We start from the raw sequence: 15,519 nt of genomic DNA, 5'->3' as shown, positions 1-15,519 counted from the left end.
CCGGCTGAGCCCGGGCGTCTCTCGCTTGGCGCGACCGTCGCCGCCGGTGAGCTGAACCGGTCCGAGCCCGGCCGGCGTCGGACCTCAGACCTCGGCGGTCCCGGCCTTGCTCTTCGAGCGGGACTGGATGGCCTTCACGGCGGAGTTCGCGCCGCGCTTGGACGAGACGCGGATGATCGCGGAGATGCCCGCGGAGATGGTGGCGAAGGTGATGGCGCTCCACATGTTGGACTCGGTGTCGTCCAGGTCCTTCGGAGCGTCATGGCCGGTGACCTTCCGCCAGGCGAACTCCACGACCTTGGTGCCGATGATGCCACCGCCGATGGTGATTCCGGTGGCGATGAGCTTTTCCACGAGGGTGTTCACGGGTTCCTCCAGGACGTTGACGGTGGTCATTGCGCGTTCAGAGTCAGCCTAACGGTTCACCGGCCCAGACGCGCCCCGGGTGGACTATGATGGACGGACACTGTGAACGACAGGGGAGCACCTTCGGGTGCTGAGAGTGCGCTCAGCGCAGACCCTCGAACCTGCTCCGGCTAGCACCGGCGAAGGAAGTCGAGTTCTCTGATGGAACGTCAGGAACCGTCCGGCAGCATCCGCGTGCGGGTGTCCGTGGCGTACCGTTCCGTCCCCCTCCTTGCATCCTTGAGGAGGAACACCACATGGTCTCCATGAAGACCGGCAACACCCCGCACCACTCCGGCACCACCCCCGGGCCCGACGCCGGCCACGCGCCGCCGGCAGGCACCGGAACCGGAACCACCACCACCGGCGCCGGGCAGGCGTCCCGCAACGCCCCGAACCGGCGCTCCTGGCGGGTGGTGGACATCGTCGTGGCTGCCGTCATCGCGGTGGCCTCCGGCGTCATCTTCTGGGCCTGGAACCTGGCCTACGCCGGACTGAGCCCCGCCTTCGCGGCCTTCCCGCCGTCCTCCGCTCTGGTGGCCGGGATGTGGCTCTTCCCGGCCGTGCTCGGCGGGCTCATCATCCGCAGGCCCGGTGCCGCGCTGTTCACCGAACTGGTCGCAGCGACCGTCTCCGCGTTGCTCGGCTCCCAGTTCGGCCTGACCGTGCTCGCCTCCGGCGTGATCCAGGGCCTCGGCGCCGAGCTGATCCTGCTGGCCTTCCTCTACCGCCGCTTCACGCTGCCGGTAGCCCTGCTCGCCGGCCTGCTCACCGGGATCTTCGGGGGCATCAATGACGCGTTCATCTTCAACTGGTTCCCCGAGTACACGCTGGACTGGAAGCTGATCTACGTGGGGCTGGTGGGCGTGTCCGGGGTGGTGATCGCCGGCCTGCTGTCCTGGCTGGCCACGCGCGGGCTCGCGGCCACGGGCGCCCTGTCCGCCCTGGCCTCCCGCCGTGCCCACCAGGAGCCGGTGGCCTGAGCGGTGCCGGGAGCACGCATCACCGCGGCGGGCTGGGGCTGGCGCCACGCCGGCCGGCCGGTTCCCGCCGTCGCGGGGCTGGACCTGGAGGTGCCGGCCGGGCAGAAGGTCCTGCTGGCCGGGCCCTCCGGTGCCGGCAAGTCCACCCTGCTCTACGCCCTCGCCGGGGTGCTGGACCCCGCGGACGAGTCCGAGGAGACCGGGTCCCTGCAGGTGGACGGCACCGTGTCCCGCCAGCTGCGCGGCCACGCCGGGCTGGTGCAGCAGGACCCCGAGACGCAGGTGATCCTGTCCCGTGTCGGCGATGATGCCGCGTTCGGCGCCGAGAACCTGCAGGTGCCCAGGGAGCAGATCTGGGGCCGCGTCCGGGACGCCCTGGACGCCGTGGGACTGGGCGAGGACCAGGGCATCTGCCTGACCCGGGACACCTCGCGACTCTCCGGCGGGCAGAAACAGCGCCTCGCCCTGGCCGGGATCCTGGCGATGCGCCCGCCGTTGATCCTCCTGGACGAGCCGACCGCCAACCTGGATCCGGCCGGAGTGCTGGAGGTCCGCGACGCCGTGCTCGCGGTGGTCGAGCGGACCGGGGCGACCCTGCTCGTCGTCGAGCACCGGTTGGCCATCTGGGCCGACCACGTAGACCGCATGCTCGTCCTGGAGCCCGGCGGCGGAATCAGCCACGACGGCTCCCCGGGCGAACTCCTGGCCCCGGGCCGCGTCCGGGACGAGCTAGCCGCGGCGGGCGTCTGGGTGCCCGGCCGCGTTCCGGCGGCGATGACCCCCACCTCCACGTCCGCACACAGCCCGACGGCGGCTCCCTCCGGGACACTGTTGACCGCGCGCGGTCTGGCGGTCTCGAAGGAACCGGTGGCACCTGGATGGCGCCGGCGCTTCGGCCCGACCCCGACGCCGGTCCAGGCGGACCTGGACCTGGAGCTGGGGGCCGGCGAGGCCGTCGTGGTGACCGGGGCCAACGGCAGCGGGAAGTCCACGCTGCTGCTGACCCTGGCCGGCCTGATCCCCTCCCACGCGGGCACGCTGACGGCGGGCGCCGCGCTCAAGGGGGAGCGGGCCGGCCACCTGCCGGACGACCCGTACCGGTGGAAGGCCGCAGACCTGGTCAGCCGGATCGGTACCGTCTTCCAGGAGCCCGAGCACCAGTTCGTCGCCACTACCGTGCGGGACGAGTTACTGTTCGGGCCACGCCATGCCCGCGACCCCGAGAGCGGGCAACGGCTGTTCACCGACGAGGAGGCCGCCCAGCGGGCGGACGGGCTGCTGACGGCGCTGAACCTGGAATCGCTGGCCGAGGTCAACCCGTTCACGCTCTCCGGCGGGGAGAAGCGGCGGCTGTCCGTGGCCACAGTGTTGGCGGCCGGGCCCGAGATGGTGTTCCTCGACGAGCCGACCTTCGGACAGGACGCCAACACGTGGGCCGTGCTCACGGGCTTGCTGCGCGGACTGGTGGCCGAGGGCCGCTCGGTGCTGGCCGTGACCCATGACGCCGACTTCGCCGGGGCGCTCGATGCCCGGACGATCGAGCTGGCCGCGGTGCCGGTGAATCCGGTGAATCCGGTGAACGCAGGGGAGTCAGGGGCGCGATCATGACCCTGCCGATCTCGCCGCGCGCCGGATCCGCCTCCGCCCGGTCTGCGGGTGCCGCACGGACTGCTCCGTCCCGCCCGAAGGCTGGCTCGGTCTTCGAGCGTGCCAACCCCCTGGCCAAGCTCGCGGCGCTGCTGCCGGTGACGGCGGTGCTGGTGGCGACGATGGACTGGGTGTCCTCCGGGATCGTGCTGGTGGCCGCCGTGGCCCTCTTGCCGTTGTCCGGGATCCGGGTCGGAGAATTCTTCCGCCGGGCCTGGGTGCTGCTGGCGGCCGCGCTGGTGTCTGCATGGGGGACCGCCCTGGTCGGGGAGGACTCCGGGGCCGTCCTGGTCGAGGTCGGGCCGGTGAGCATCTCCGAAGGCTCGGTCCTGGCCGGGCTGGCCACCGGGCTGCGCATCCTCGCGGTGGCGCTGCCGGGCGTGATGGTCTTCATCACCACGGACCCCACCGACCTGGCCGACGCCCTGTCCCAACGGCTGAAGCTGCCCGCGCGCTTCGTGCTCGGCTCGCTGGCGGCCTTCCGGCTGCTGGGCGTGCTGACGGAGGAATGGCGGACCCTCGGCCAGGCCCGGCGCGCCCGTGGCGTCGGGACGGGAGGCAATCCGCTCCGCCGACTGGGCTCCTGGCTCGGTCAGGTCTTCGGGCTCATGGTGCAGGCCATCCGCCGGGCCACCAAGCTCGCCATCACGATGGAGGCCCGGGGCTTCGGAACCGGCGACCGCACCTGGGCGCGGCAGTCCCGATTCGGCGCGGTGGACGCCTGGGTGGTTCTGGGAGGCCTCGGGCTGTCCGCGCTCGCCGTGGGCCTGTCCGTGGCCACCGGGGCCTTCAACCTCGTGTGGGCGTAGGGGTTACGGCCCGTGCTCGCCGGGCTCCCGGTCCTCGGCCAGGAAGTTGTTCAGCAGCTCGGTGAGCTCGGCGTCCTGCGGGATCTCCTCGCCGTCCAGGTGGGTCACGGGGGCGACCAGACGCACGGAGGACACCAGCCAGACCCCATCAGCATCCACCAGGTCCGAAGGCTCCAGCGGTCCATAGCCCAGTTGCCAGCCGGCGGCCTGGGCGGCGGCGAAGATGGTGCCCTGGGAGGTGCCGGGCAGGATCCCGGAGCTGCGCAGGGGCGTGACCAGCTCGATCCCGGTGCTGCCGTCCTGCTGCGGGATCCGCCGGGCCATCAGCACGGTCGAGGTCGGCCCCTCCAGCACCTGGCCGTCTGACGACGTGAAGATGACGTCGTCCGCCCCCTGGGACGCGGCGTAACGCAGAGCGGCCATGTTCACGGCATAGCTCAGCGACTTGGTGCCCATCAGCAGCCACGGCGCGCGCTCCGCCACCCCGGAGTCCACACCGCGGTCCAGCAGCAGCACCTTCAGGCCGCGCTCACGGGCTGCGACCAGCCCTGGTGACACGGGGGAGACGAGCACCCAATACGTCCCGGTCAAGCGCTCGACGCCGGCCTCAGCCCTGACGTGGTGCCCTCCGCCAGGTGCCCCTTCCGGACCCCGGGAGGCCACCAGCTTCACCACGGCGTCGACGCCGGGGTTGCCGGCGGCGAACGCCTCCAGCCCCGCCGCGGCGGCCCGCTGCCAATCGGCGGCCGGCGGAAGGGGAATCTCCAGGGCCTGGGCCGAGGTGGCCAGCCGTGCCAGGTGGGAGTCCTCCTTGCGGACCCGCAATGGTGAGCCTGAGCCTGGGCCGGCGCCCTCAGCCGCCACCGCGGTCATGGTCTCGAACACGCCGTCCCCTCGAGTCAAGCCCTGGTCGGTGACCAGGATGGCCGGTCGGCGGGGATCGTCCACGCGGAGCTTCACGCCGACGCCGGCCGGGCCGGCGTCGGGCTCGAGATAGACGACCACGGATTCCCCGGGACCCGGGACGAACGGTGCAGCTGGCTGGGGCGACTCTGTCATAGCCCACAGCCTACGCAGCAGGGCGGGGCACATCCGTGATGCGCCCCGCCCTGCTGCGGTGGTGATGCGGTGTCAGGCCCGGGTCAGTGCCGGGTCATCGTCGCGGCCCCGGCCGTCTCCGCCGTCGCCGGATCCGCCGGGCCCGCCTGCCCCGCCATCATCAGCTCCCTCAGCGCCGGCCAGCTCCGGATCCGAGTAGCCGTGGCTGCGCTCCAGCGAGGCACCCTCGACGTCCACGTTCGGCAGGATCCGGTCCAGCCACTTCGGCAGCCACCAGGCGGCGTCGCCGAACAGGTGCATCAGGGCCGGGATCAGCAGCAGCCGGACCACGAAGGCGTCCACGAGCACGCCGAACGCCAGGCCGAAGCCGATCGGGCGGATCATGGCGGACTCGGAGAACACGAAGCCGCCGAACACGCTGATCATGATGATGGCCGCGGCGATGACCACGGAGCGGCCGGCCTTCAGCCCCTGCTGGACCGCCACGCGGGCCGAGGAGCCGTGGGCGTAGGCCTCACGCATGCCGGTGGAGATGAACAGCTGGTAGTCCATCGCCAAGCCGAACAGCACGCCCACCATGATGGTCGGCAGGAACGCGAGGATCGGCGCCGGGTGGTGGACCTGGAAGACCGTGGCCAGCCAACCCCACTGGTAGATGGCCACCACGCCACCCATCGCGGCAAAGGCGGAGAGGATGAACCCGCCCGTGGCGATCAGCGGCACCAGCAGCGAGCGGAACACCACGATCATGATGATCAGGGACAGCCCGACGACGACGCCCAGGTACAGCGGCAGGGCCTCGGCGAGCTTCTCCGCCACGTCCACGAAACCACTCGTGGTACCGGCCACGGCCAGGTTGGTGGACTCTGACTCCGGCTCCGTGGCGCGCAGCGTGTGCACCAGCTCCTCGGTGGAGACCGCGTTCGGGCCCCCCTCCGGGATGACCTGGAACATCGCCATGCCGTTGTCCTCGGACACGGCGGCCGGGACCACCGAGGTCACGTTCTCGATGCCCTGGAGCTGCTGGGCGACGGCCAGTTGCTCGTCCACGATCTCGGTGTCCGTCAGGCCCTCCGGCAGGTCCGCCGTCACCACGAGGGGGCCGTTGCGGCCTTCGCCGAACGTCGAGCCCAGGGTCTCGTAGGCCTGGTAGCTGGCCGACTCCGGCGGCTCCGAGGCGCCATCCGGCAGGCCCAGACGCATGGAGAAGAACGGGATGGCGATGACGGCCAGCAGCACCACGGACCCGACGGCGGTGAGCACCGCGCGCACCGTGGACATCGGCCGGGGTGCCCGGCCGGCAGGGGAGGCGTGCTCCGCGTCGGCGGTGTGCTTGCCGGTGCTGGTGGGCGCGGCCGTCGCGGCGTCGGCGGCGGCCCGCTCCTTCTGGGAGAGCACGCGGTACTTCGCCAAGCCCAGCAGGGCCGGCATCATGGTGATGGCGATCAGCACGGCCAGGGCCACGCAGACGGCGCCCACGGTGCCCATCAGGCCCAGGAACGGGATGCCGGTGACATTGAGTGCGGCCAGGGCGATGACCACGGTCAGGCCGGCGAACACCACGGCGTTGCCGGAGGTGCCCGTGGCGAGGCCGATGGACTCGTGCAGCGGGACACCGTCCTTCAGTTGGCGCCGGTGGCGGTTGATGATGAACAGGGCGTAGTCGATGCCCACGGCCAGGCCGAGCATCAGGCCCAGCACCGGAGTCACGGACAGCATGTCGATCATCCCGGAGAACGCCAGGGTGCCGGCGGCGCCGATGGCCACGCCGATCAGCGCGGTGAGGATCGGCAGACCCGCGGCCACGAGGGTGCCGAGCATGATGAACAGCACGATCCCGGCGATGACCAGGCCGACGACCTCGGCCGGTCCCGCGATCTGGGGGATGGCCTGGGAGAGGTCGTTGGCGGGCAGCACCTCGACGCCGGCGATGTCCGCCTCGGTCAGGGTGGAGACCACCTTGTCCTTGATGGCCTGCTCGACCTCCATGGCCGGGAGGGTGAAGGACACGGTCCCGACGGCGGCCGTGCCGTCCTCGGACACGGTCCGGTAGTCCTGGGTGAGGCTCAGCATCTGCTCGCCCTGGGCCAGCTCGGTCTCGCCGTCCGCCAACTCCTGGGCGGACTCGTCCAGCGTGGCCTGGTTCGTCTCGATCTCGCCCCGACCCTCGTCGAGCTGGGCGCGGGCCGCGTCCAGCTGCTCCTGCTGGGCATCCAGGGCGGCCTGCTGCTGCTGGAGCTGGGCCATCATCGCGGCCGGGGAACCGGCCGCCTCGGCCTGGGCATGCGCCTCATCCAACTGGGCCTGGCCGGCGTCGAGCTGCTCCTGCCCGGAGTCCAGCTCGGTCTGCGCCGCGTCCAGCTGGGCCACGGCGTCGTCCAGCTGGGCCTGGCCGTCCTCCAGCTGCTGGCGGCCGTCCTCGAGTTCGGCGCGGCCGTCCTCCAAGTCCTGCTGCCCGTCCGCCTTCTGCTGTTCGGTGGTGAAGGGGTCCAGGGTGGAGTCGACCCCCTCGAGGTCCCCGACCTCGGCCATCAGGTCGGTGATCTGCTGTTCCTGCTCCGCCGTGAACTCGGAGCCGTCCGCAGTGCGGAACACCACGGACCCGGCGCCGTTGGCCGCCTCCGGGAACTCCTCGGTCAGCCGGTCGGTGACCTGGCTGGTGGGGGTTCCCGGGATGGTGATGGAGGAGGTCAGGGTCCCGCCGAAGGCGAGGAAGCCGCCCACGGCCAGCGCCAGCACCACCAGCCAGCTGCTGATCACGGTCCACGGGCGCTTGGAGGACCCGAAGCCGAGTCGGTAGAGCAGTTCAGCCATGAGGCGTTACTCCTTGAGGAGATGAATGGGCGGCCAGGAGAGTCGGCGGACGGGTCATGCGGCGGCCTGCTGCCACCCAACACGTCCGGCAATGACTATAGTAGACGGAACGTCTCGTCTCGAAATGATCGGTGTGAGGTGAGCCATGAACCGCAGGTCATAGGCTGGCGGACAGATCAGCTGGTGGACGGATCACAGGAGCAGGAGGGCGTCATTGAGTGTCGGGGCGGAGAAGCCGGTGGAGCACCGGGGCCGGCCGCGCAGCGAGAAGTCGCGCGTGGCCGTGCTTAAGGCGGCAGCGGACCTGATGGTCGGCTGCGGGTTCCATGAGCTCACGATCGAGGGGATCGCCGCCGCGGCGGGAGTCGGCAAGCAGACCATCTACCGCTGGTGGGGCTCCAAGGCCGGCGTGGTGGTCGAGGCCCTGGCCGAGGGCTTCCTGGAGATGCCCCTCGGGGTGCCCGAGGACACCGGTGACCTGCGCGGAGACCTGGGGGCCTGGCTTGCGGCGCTCAAGTCCGAGATCGAGGCGCCGGAGGTCTCCCGCCTCATCCAGACGATCATGTCCGCCCTGACCTCCGCCGGGGAAACCTCCGCCGCCATGCACTCGGCCCTGGTGCAGCCGATCATGGCCGGGCTGGACGCCCGGTTCCAGGAGCACGGCCGGAACCATCCCGGGGGGCTGGCCGCGCCGCCGCAGTTCCTCGCCGAGACGGTGGGGGCGAGCCTGCTGCTGCGCTTGATGTTCTCCCGGCCCCTGACCACCGAGTGGATCGACCAGCTGTTGGACCTCGTGGTTCCGTCCGGGAGACCTGACTCACCGTAAGCTGGGGTGATGCTCTGGCCCACCGCCGAGTTCGGCATCTTCCCCGACTGGTTGACCGTGCTCTTCTGGATCATCGACGTCGGTATCCGCATCCTGCTGCTCGGTATCGTCCCCGGTGGCCGCCGCCCCGCGGTGGCAATGGCGTGGCTGCTCATCATCTTCTTCCTGCCGCTGCCCGGCCTCATCCTGTTCCTGCTGCTGGGCTCCTTCCGGCTCGGCGGCCAGCGCCGATCCCGCCAGAAGGCGGTCAACGAGGCGCTCGGCCAGGCCACCGCCCACCTGCAGTTGCCCAACGACGCCGGCATGGCCCCGCGCTACGTGGTGGGGGCGGCGCGCTTGACCCGGAACCTGACGAGCTTTCCGATGCTGGACGGCAACGAGTTCGAGTACCTCACCGACTACCGGGCGTCCATGCAGAGGATGGCCGCGGACATCGATAGGGCCCAGGACTACGTCCACCTGATGTTCTACATCCTCGCTGATGACCCGAAGGACCGGCAGGGGTACTCCTCCGTGGTGCTCGAGGCCCTGGAGCGGGCCCATGACCGGGGCGTGACGGTGCGGATCCTCTTCGACCACATCGGCTCGATGCGGGTCAAGGGCTACCGACAGCTGCGGCGGCGGCTGGATGCGGCCGGGCTCGAATACCACCTGGCGATGCCCGTGCTGCCTTGGCGTGGCAAATACCAGCGCCCGGACCTGCGCAATCACCGCAAGATCCTCATCGTGGACGGCCTGGTGGGCTATACCGGCTCGCAGAACCTCGTGGAGCCCGGCTACAAGCGGGCCTCGTCCCACGCGATGGGCCGGGAATGGGTGGACCTGATGAGCCGCATCACCGGCCCCGTGGTCGCCTCGCTCGACGTGGTGTTCGTGACCGACTGGTTCGCCGAGACCGGTGACGAGCTCGAAGGCCGGTTCCGCGAACCCGACCTCTCCGAGCTCGAGGTGGACGATGGCAGCATTGCCCAGGTCATCCCCTCGGGCCCCGGATTCTCCAATGAGAACAACCTGCGCGTGTTCAACCATCTGTTCTATTCAGCCCGGGAGCGCCTCGTGGTGGTCTCGCCGTACCTGGTGCCGGACGACTCGATGCTCTACGCCCTGACCACCGCGGCCCAGCGCGGGGTGGACGTGGAACTGTTCGTCTGCCGCAAGGCGGACCAGTTCATGGTCCACCATGCCCAGCAGTCCTACTATGACGCGCTGTTGAAGGCCGGCATCCGGATCTTCCGCTATCCGGACCCCAACGTGCTGCACGCCAAGCTGTTCACCGTGGACAACGACGTGGCGGTCTTCGGCTCCTCCAACATGGACATGCGCTCCTTCTCCCTGAACATGGAGGTCTCGGTGCTGACCGTCGGCTCCGAGACGGTGGAGGCGCTGCAACCCGTGATCGAGGATTACCGGTCCGTGTCCGAGGAACTGACGCTGGCGGAATGGCAGGGCCGGCCGCGTGCCCAGCGCTGGGTGGACAACGTCTTCCGCCTGACCTCGGCCCTGCAGTGACCACTTTGCGGGCAGAGATGAGTACTCATTTCTGCCCGCAAAGCTGATGGAGCGGTGCCGCACGACAGTCTCGTGCGGAGCCCGGTGCTGCGGAGGGGCTGGTGTCAGGCGTCCGGGAAGGCCGAGCCGAGCACCCTCAGCACCCCGTGGGCCTTGGTCCGCACCTCGTCCCACTCCTCCTCCGGCACCGAGTCCGCGGTGATGGCCCCGCCCACGCCGAGCGAGAGGTGCGTGCGCCCGGATTCCCCCGGATCCGACGCCGGCCATGCCGGTTCCGGAGTCCCCACCGGTTCCGCGGTCCCCACCGGCACCGCGACCAGCGTGCGGATCAGCACGTTCAAGTCGGCCGCACCGTCGGCGGAGAGGTAGCCGGCGACCCCCGAGTACACCCCGCGGGGCCCCGCTTCAAGGTCCTCGAGGATGTCCATGGTGGAGATCTTCGGGGCGCCGGTCATCGACCCGGGCGGGAAGGCCGCGGCGAGCGCGTCGGCCCGCGGCACACCGGGCTGCAGCTGGGCGGTCACCGTGGAGACCATCTGGTGCACCGTCGGGTACGACTCGATCGCGCACACCCGTGTGGTCGCCAGTGTCCCCGGCCGGGCGAATCGCGAGAGGTCGTTGCGGGCCAGGTCCGTGATCATGATGTTCTCGGCCCGGTCCTTGGGGGAGGACGCCAGCTCCTCGGCCAGCGCGCGGTCCTCGTCCGGCGTGGCCCCGCGCGGGCGCGTTCCCTTGATCGGCTCCGTCACCAGCCAGCCTCCCGCCGCCCTCGAGGAGACGGAGAGGAATCGCTCGGGGCTGGTGGAGAGGATCTGCACCGGCTCGCTCCCGGTCTGAGGTTCGCTGCCCGTCCCGGCCCCGCGCCCGACGCCGGCCCTGGTCACCTGGGCGCGCAAGTACAGGGTGAACGGAGCCCGGTTCGCCTCGGCGAGCCGCTGGTAGGTGGACCAGCCGTCGAAGGAGTCCACCGTGGACTCCAGGGCCGTGGTCAGGCAGACCTCGTAGGTGTTCCCCTCGTGGATCTCATCCTGGGCCGCCCGGATCTTGGCCAGGTACTCCTCACGGGAATCCCGCACGGTGAAGACCGGGGGAGCGGCGGGCGATGCGCCGGGCCGCCTCTCCGAGCGCTCAGCCGACAGCCCCTCCGGCAGTCCGCCCACCACCCGGTCCGCCCACTCCGGCCCGCTCCGGTCGTCGGCGGACCAGAAGAGGGTCGTGGTGCCGGCCACATGATCCACGCTGGCGCCCCGCTCCGGGCGGAACAGCAGTGCTTCGGGTACGGTCGGCGCCGCCTCATCGGCAGCCGCAGCCAGCGTTGCGGCGCCGTCCGGGGACCCGGCCTCGCGTTTGATGCCATAGCCGATCCAGCCCATCCAGCCGGGTTGGAACGGGCTGTCCTCAGGGCCGGGGCCGGTGGGCCAGACCGTGGCCAGCCACGGGAAGAACGCCCCGGGGTGCCGCAGGGTGAGGAGGCCGGAGGAGACGGTGGTGACGCCGTCCGTGTGGGTCGCGACGGTCGAAGAGTCGGTGGCCAGGCCGATGAGCGAGTACCGGCTGCGCTCTGGTGAGGGGGTGACGTCCCGGTCCGAGCTCTCCAGCAGCAGGGCGGTCGCGGCCTCCGGTCCGCCCATGGCGGCGAACAGCGCCCTCGGCTCGGCGGCCGTGGACAGGGTGCGGCGTTCCCACTGGGACGGGCCGGGCGCCGGCACGAGGGCGAGCGCGGCTTCCCAGCCGGGCAGGGAGCGCAGGCCCTCCACCAGGTCGGCTGCGGCCCGCGGCGTGGGTCCGTGGCCGTCGAGGGTCAGCCAGGCTGCCTCCGCCACCTCGTCACCGGCGAGGTAGGTGTCCTCCTGCGCGGCCCATCGCTCCCAGTGTGCGGCGAAGGTCTCGCCGTCACGCCGCAGGGCCCGCCACTTGCGCTCGCCGTCATCCATGGCCACCCAGGCCACGGCATCCAGGTGCGGACGGGCGTTCCGGTTCCCGGCCCCCACGCCCTCGAGGATCACGACGTCGGCCGGCGGGGTGGCATCCGCGCGTCCCGGCGCATCAGCGGTCCAGTCCCACCAGGTCCACCGGGCGGTGCGGCCCTGGGCGAGCGGGGCGACGACGTCGTGGGCGTAGGTGTCCAGCGAGGCGACGAGGCCGTCCCAACCGGGATAGATGGAGTCCAGGTGGAAGACGGCGACCTCCAGGTGGGGCCGCAACAACGCGGCCGTCTCCACGGCGAGGGAGGTCTTGCCGGCGCCGGAGCGGCCGTCGATCGCCAGCAGGAGGGGAGGTCGAGGTCGCCCTCCCGCGGTCTCCGTGCGGGTTTCGGAACGAGCGGTGGGTGTCATGACTGGACGTGGGTGGGCGGTGGGCCCGCCGGGGCCTCGAAGGAGTCAAGGGCCTCAGTGGCCGCCGCCAGGACCTCGATGGCGGTCTGCATCTGTTCCGGAGTGAAAGCGGACAGGCGGTCGGCTATGGTGCGGGCCATCGGCATGAAGATCTTCCGACCGTCCACGGCGGCGGTGTCCGTGTGGGAGATGCTGACCCGGCGCCGGTCCGTGGTGGACGGGGTGCGCTCGGCATGGCCGTTGGCGACCAAGCGGTCCACGAGGGCCGTGGTGGAGGCGGACGTGAGACTCAACATCCGCCCGAGGTCGGTGGGGCTGGTGTTCAGGCCAGCTGCCTGACGTTGCATGAGGATGGTGAGGGCGCGCAGGTCGGTACGGTGCAGGCCGCTGCGGTGGCCGGCGGCGTCGGTGGTCCGGTCCGCCACTTCGGCATACCGCCGCAGGGCGTGGATCAACTGGAAGAGCTCCGAAGGCTCCTGTCCGGAGTGCGACATGGGGGCCTCCTTCCGCCGGTGTCTGACGCCCCAGTCTACTGAGCGGCGGTGACCAGGATTTAACTCGACATCAAACTCGACAGCAGGTATCTCGATCATCGAGTGAATGCGCTAGCGTAGGGCTCATGCCAGAGAACCCCCGACATCGGGCCGAGCCTGAAGCCGCCGACATCCAGCCGGGCCGTCAGTCAGGCCCACCGTCAGATCGCCGGCCTGAGCACCGCGCCAAGGACCGGGCCGAGAGCCGGCCCACGGATCGGCCGGAGGGCCATTCGGGCCAGGAGCAGAACCGTCCCTGGGGCAAGGTGTGGATCCGGGTGGTGGTCGCCGCCGTCCTGGTCCTGGCCTGGTTGGCTGGCACCGGCCTGGGTGGACCGACCTTCGGCAAGCTCGGGGAGGTCTCCTCCAATGACCAGTCCACGTTCCTGCCGGCCTCCGCCGAATCCACGCAGGCCGGGGAATGGGTCTCCCAGTTCACGGACAGTGAGCAGATCCCCGCACTCGTGGTCCTCGGTCTGCCGGACGGACAGGCGCTCGCCGAGGGTGCCGAGTCTGCCGGTGAGATGGAGGCGCTGGCCGGATTCGGTGAAGAACTCGGTGCCGTGGAGGGCGTGGACCAGATCATCGGCCCGGTGCCCTCGGAGGACCGGGAGGCTGTGCAGTACATCGCCCTCGTCAACACGGAGTCGGCCGAGTCGGACGCGGTGGTCGAGGATCTCCGGACCGTGGCAGCCAACTCCCAGGCGGACCTGGCCGGCGCGGGCAACGGGGGTCTGGATGGAGCCGAGGTCCACGTGGCCGGGCCCGCCGGACTCGCTGCCGACCTGGCCGGTGCGTTCGCCGGCATTGACGGGATCCTGCTGGCCGTGGCGCTCAGCGTGGTGTTCGTGATCCTGGTGCTGGTCTACCGCTCCGTGCTGCTGCCCCTGCTGGTGCTGTTCAACTCCGTGGCGGCCCTGTGTGTGGCCATCCTCGCGATCTACTGGATGGCCGCCGAGGGGTGGATCGCCCTGAACGGCCAGTCGCAGGGGATTCTCTCGATCCTGGTGATCGGCGCCGCCACGGACTACTCCCTGCTGATGGTGGCCCGGTACCGAGAGGAGCTGCGCGTCCGGACGAAGGTGGCCACGGCCGTGCGGAACGCCTGGAAGGGGTCCTTCGAGCCCATCACCGCCTCGGCGGCCACGGTGGCGATCGCCCTGTTGTGCCTGCTCTTCTCCGACCTCAACTCGAACCGCTCCCTCGGCCCGATCGCGGCCTCGGGCATCGTCCTGGCCTGGGCGGCATCCCTGACCTTCCTGCCGGCGGTGCTGTACCTCGTGGGGCGTGCTGCCTTCTGGCCCTCGATTCCCCGGCCGGGCGCCGTGTCCCGCAAGGACGCTCGGTTCCGCCAGCCCGTCGATGCGAACGGCACACCGATCCGCGGGCTCGAGTCCAACCACGGCGTGTGGACCAGGATCGGCGCCCTGGTGGCACGCCGTCCCCGCGCCGTGTGGATGATCACCGCCGCGGTGCTGTTGGTGGGAGCGGCTGGCATCACTCAGCTCCAGACCAGCGGCGTCCCGCAGACCGAAGTCCTGCTGGGCGAGAGTGACGGCAAGGCCGGGCAGGTGGTGCTCGAAGACCACTTCGACGCCGGCACCGGCGCCCCGGCCACGATCATCGCCCCCGTAGACCGTGCGGACGAGGTCCTCGAGGACGTCCAGAACACGGACCGCGTCGCCTCCGCCTACCTCACCGCCGAGGGTGGCGGCCCGGCAGGTGCCGGACAGGGCGGCCCGCCAGCCGAGCCGCTCGAGGTCGACGGCCGCGTCTACTTGCAGGCGACCCTCGCGGATCCCGCGGACTCGATGGAGGCCGAGCAGACCGTCGTCGAGCTCCGGGAGAGCCTGCACGCCTTGGACGCGGGAATCCTGGTCGGCGGGACCACCGCCACCAACCTGGACACCAACACCACGGCGCAGGCCGATGTGCGGACCATCATCCCGCTCGTGCTGATCGTGGTGCTGGTCATCCTCATGGTCCTGTTGCGCTCCGTCATTGCGCCGATCCTGCTGGTGCTGGCCACCGTGCTCAGCTTCGGTACCGCCATCGGCGTCTCGGCACTCGTGTTCAACCACGTGCTGGGCTTTTCGGGGGCCGATCCCACGGTGCCGCTCTACGGCTTCGTGTTCCTCGTGGCGCTCGGCGTGGACTACACGATCTTCCTCATGACCCGGGCCCGGGAGGAGGCGTTCTCCCTCGGCACCCGGGCCGGCGTGCTCAAGGCCCTGACCGTGACCGGTGGAGTCATCACCTCGGCCGGCGTCGTGCTGGCGGCCACCTTCGCAGCGCTCGTGGTCATCCCGCTGATGTTCATGGTGCAACTGGCGTTCATCGTGGCCTTCGGTGTCCTGTTGGACACCTTCCTGGTCCGCTCACTCGTGGTCCCGGCGCTCACGTATGACATCGGGCCGAAGGTCTGGTGGCCCTCGAAGCTCTCGCGGCGTGGGCGAGACCTGGAGCCCGCCGAATCGGTCGCGGAAGACATTCCGGAGCCGGAGAAGGTCCGCTGAGGCCGGTCCGCTGACGCCGGTTGAGGCAGGCGACTGCCGATGAGAACCCGGAGGACACCAGAAGTGCCGGGCCACCCAGTGA

General features: G+C 70.7%; 11 protein-coding genes and 1 riboswitch. Of the genes, 6 read left to right on the top strand and 5 right to left on the bottom strand.

The window, feature by feature from the left end; all coding sequences use genetic code 11:
* Nucleotides 1–84 precede the first annotated feature (84 nt).
* Nucleotides 85–396, bottom strand: a complete 312-nt coding sequence (locus C8E99_RS09495; RefSeq protein WP_245952229.1) for a DUF4235 domain-containing protein — start codon at nucleotides 394–396, stop codon at nucleotides 85–87.
* A gap of 71 nt (nucleotides 397–467) precedes the next feature.
* A riboswitch (TPP riboswitch) is annotated at nucleotides 468–571 on the top strand.
* Nucleotides 572–662: 91 nt separating this feature from the next.
* Between C8E99_RS09495 and C8E99_RS09490 the strand changes: the two genes are divergently transcribed.
* Genes C8E99_RS09490 through C8E99_RS09480 form a run of 3 tightly spaced genes read left to right on the top strand, consistent with a single transcriptional unit; the run spans nucleotide 663 to nucleotide 3,844 of the window.
* Nucleotides 663–1,388: an ECF transporter S component gene (locus C8E99_RS09490; RefSeq protein ID WP_245952227.1), complete on the top strand. Its 726-nt coding sequence runs from the start codon at nucleotides 663–665 to the stop codon at nucleotides 1,386–1,388.
* 3 nt (nucleotides 1,389–1,391) lie between these two features.
* Nucleotides 1,392–2,996: an ABC transporter ATP-binding protein gene (locus C8E99_RS09485; RefSeq protein ID WP_115932081.1), complete on the top strand. Its 1,605-nt coding sequence runs from the start codon at nucleotides 1,392–1,394 to the stop codon at nucleotides 2,994–2,996.
* On the top strand, nucleotides 2,993–3,844 hold the full coding sequence (locus C8E99_RS09480) for an energy-coupling factor transporter transmembrane component T family protein (protein WP_115932080.1): 852 nt from the start codon (nucleotides 2,993–2,995) through the stop codon (nucleotides 3,842–3,844). The genes C8E99_RS09485 and C8E99_RS09480 overlap by 4 nt, the downstream gene beginning before the upstream one ends.
* A 3-nt stretch (nucleotides 3,845–3,847) precedes the next feature.
* On the opposite strand, the gene C8E99_RS09475 is transcribed toward C8E99_RS09480, so the two are convergent.
* On the bottom strand, nucleotides 3,848–4,903 hold the full coding sequence (locus C8E99_RS09475) for an aminotransferase class IV (protein WP_115932079.1): 1,056 nt from the start codon (nucleotides 4,901–4,903) through the stop codon (nucleotides 3,848–3,850).
* A gap of 72 nt (nucleotides 4,904–4,975) precedes the next feature.
* A complete protein-coding gene (locus tag C8E99_RS09470) occupies nucleotides 4,976–7,717 on the bottom strand; it encodes an MMPL family transporter (RefSeq protein ID WP_115932078.1) in 2,742 nt (913 codons plus the stop codon).
* 214 nt (nucleotides 7,718–7,931) lie between these two features.
* On the opposite strand from C8E99_RS09470, the gene C8E99_RS09465 reads away from it, so the two are divergent.
* Nucleotides 7,932–8,543, top strand: coding sequence for a TetR/AcrR family transcriptional regulator (locus C8E99_RS09465; RefSeq protein WP_115932077.1), 612 nt, complete (start codon nucleotides 7,932–7,934; stop codon nucleotides 8,541–8,543).
* A 9-nt stretch (nucleotides 8,544–8,552) separates the two neighbouring features.
* Nucleotides 8,553–10,052, top strand: a complete 1,500-nt coding sequence (gene cls / locus C8E99_RS09460; RefSeq protein ID WP_115932076.1) for a cardiolipin synthase — start codon at nucleotides 8,553–8,555, stop codon at nucleotides 10,050–10,052.
* 104 nt (nucleotides 10,053–10,156) lie between these two features.
* On the opposite strand, the gene C8E99_RS09455 is transcribed toward cls, so the two are convergent.
* Both C8E99_RS09455 and C8E99_RS09450 read right to left on the bottom strand, forming a co-directional pair.
* On the bottom strand, nucleotides 10,157–12,388 hold the full coding sequence (locus tag C8E99_RS09455; RefSeq protein WP_115932075.1) for a chorismate-binding protein: 2,232 nt from the start codon (nucleotides 12,386–12,388) through the stop codon (nucleotides 10,157–10,159).
* A complete protein-coding gene (locus C8E99_RS09450; RefSeq protein WP_170144574.1) occupies nucleotides 12,385–12,882 on the bottom strand; it encodes a MarR family winged helix-turn-helix transcriptional regulator in 498 nt (165 codons plus the stop codon). The genes C8E99_RS09455 and C8E99_RS09450 overlap by 4 nt, the downstream gene beginning before the upstream one ends.
* Before the next feature lie 125 nt (nucleotides 12,883–13,007).
* Between C8E99_RS09450 and C8E99_RS09445 the strand changes: the two genes are divergently transcribed.
* Entirely contained in the window at nucleotides 13,008–15,437 is a 2,430-nt protein-coding gene (locus C8E99_RS09445) for an MMPL family transporter (RefSeq protein WP_245952224.1), read from the top strand.
* Nucleotides 15,438–15,519 lie beyond the last annotated feature (82 nt).

The organism is Citricoccus muralis, assembly GCF_003386075.1.
Classification (GTDB): domain Bacteria; phylum Actinomycetota; class Actinomycetes; order Actinomycetales; family Micrococcaceae; genus Citricoccus; species Citricoccus muralis.
Note: the sequence above shows the minus strand (reverse complement) of the source record. Positions and strands in the feature narration are given on the sequence as shown.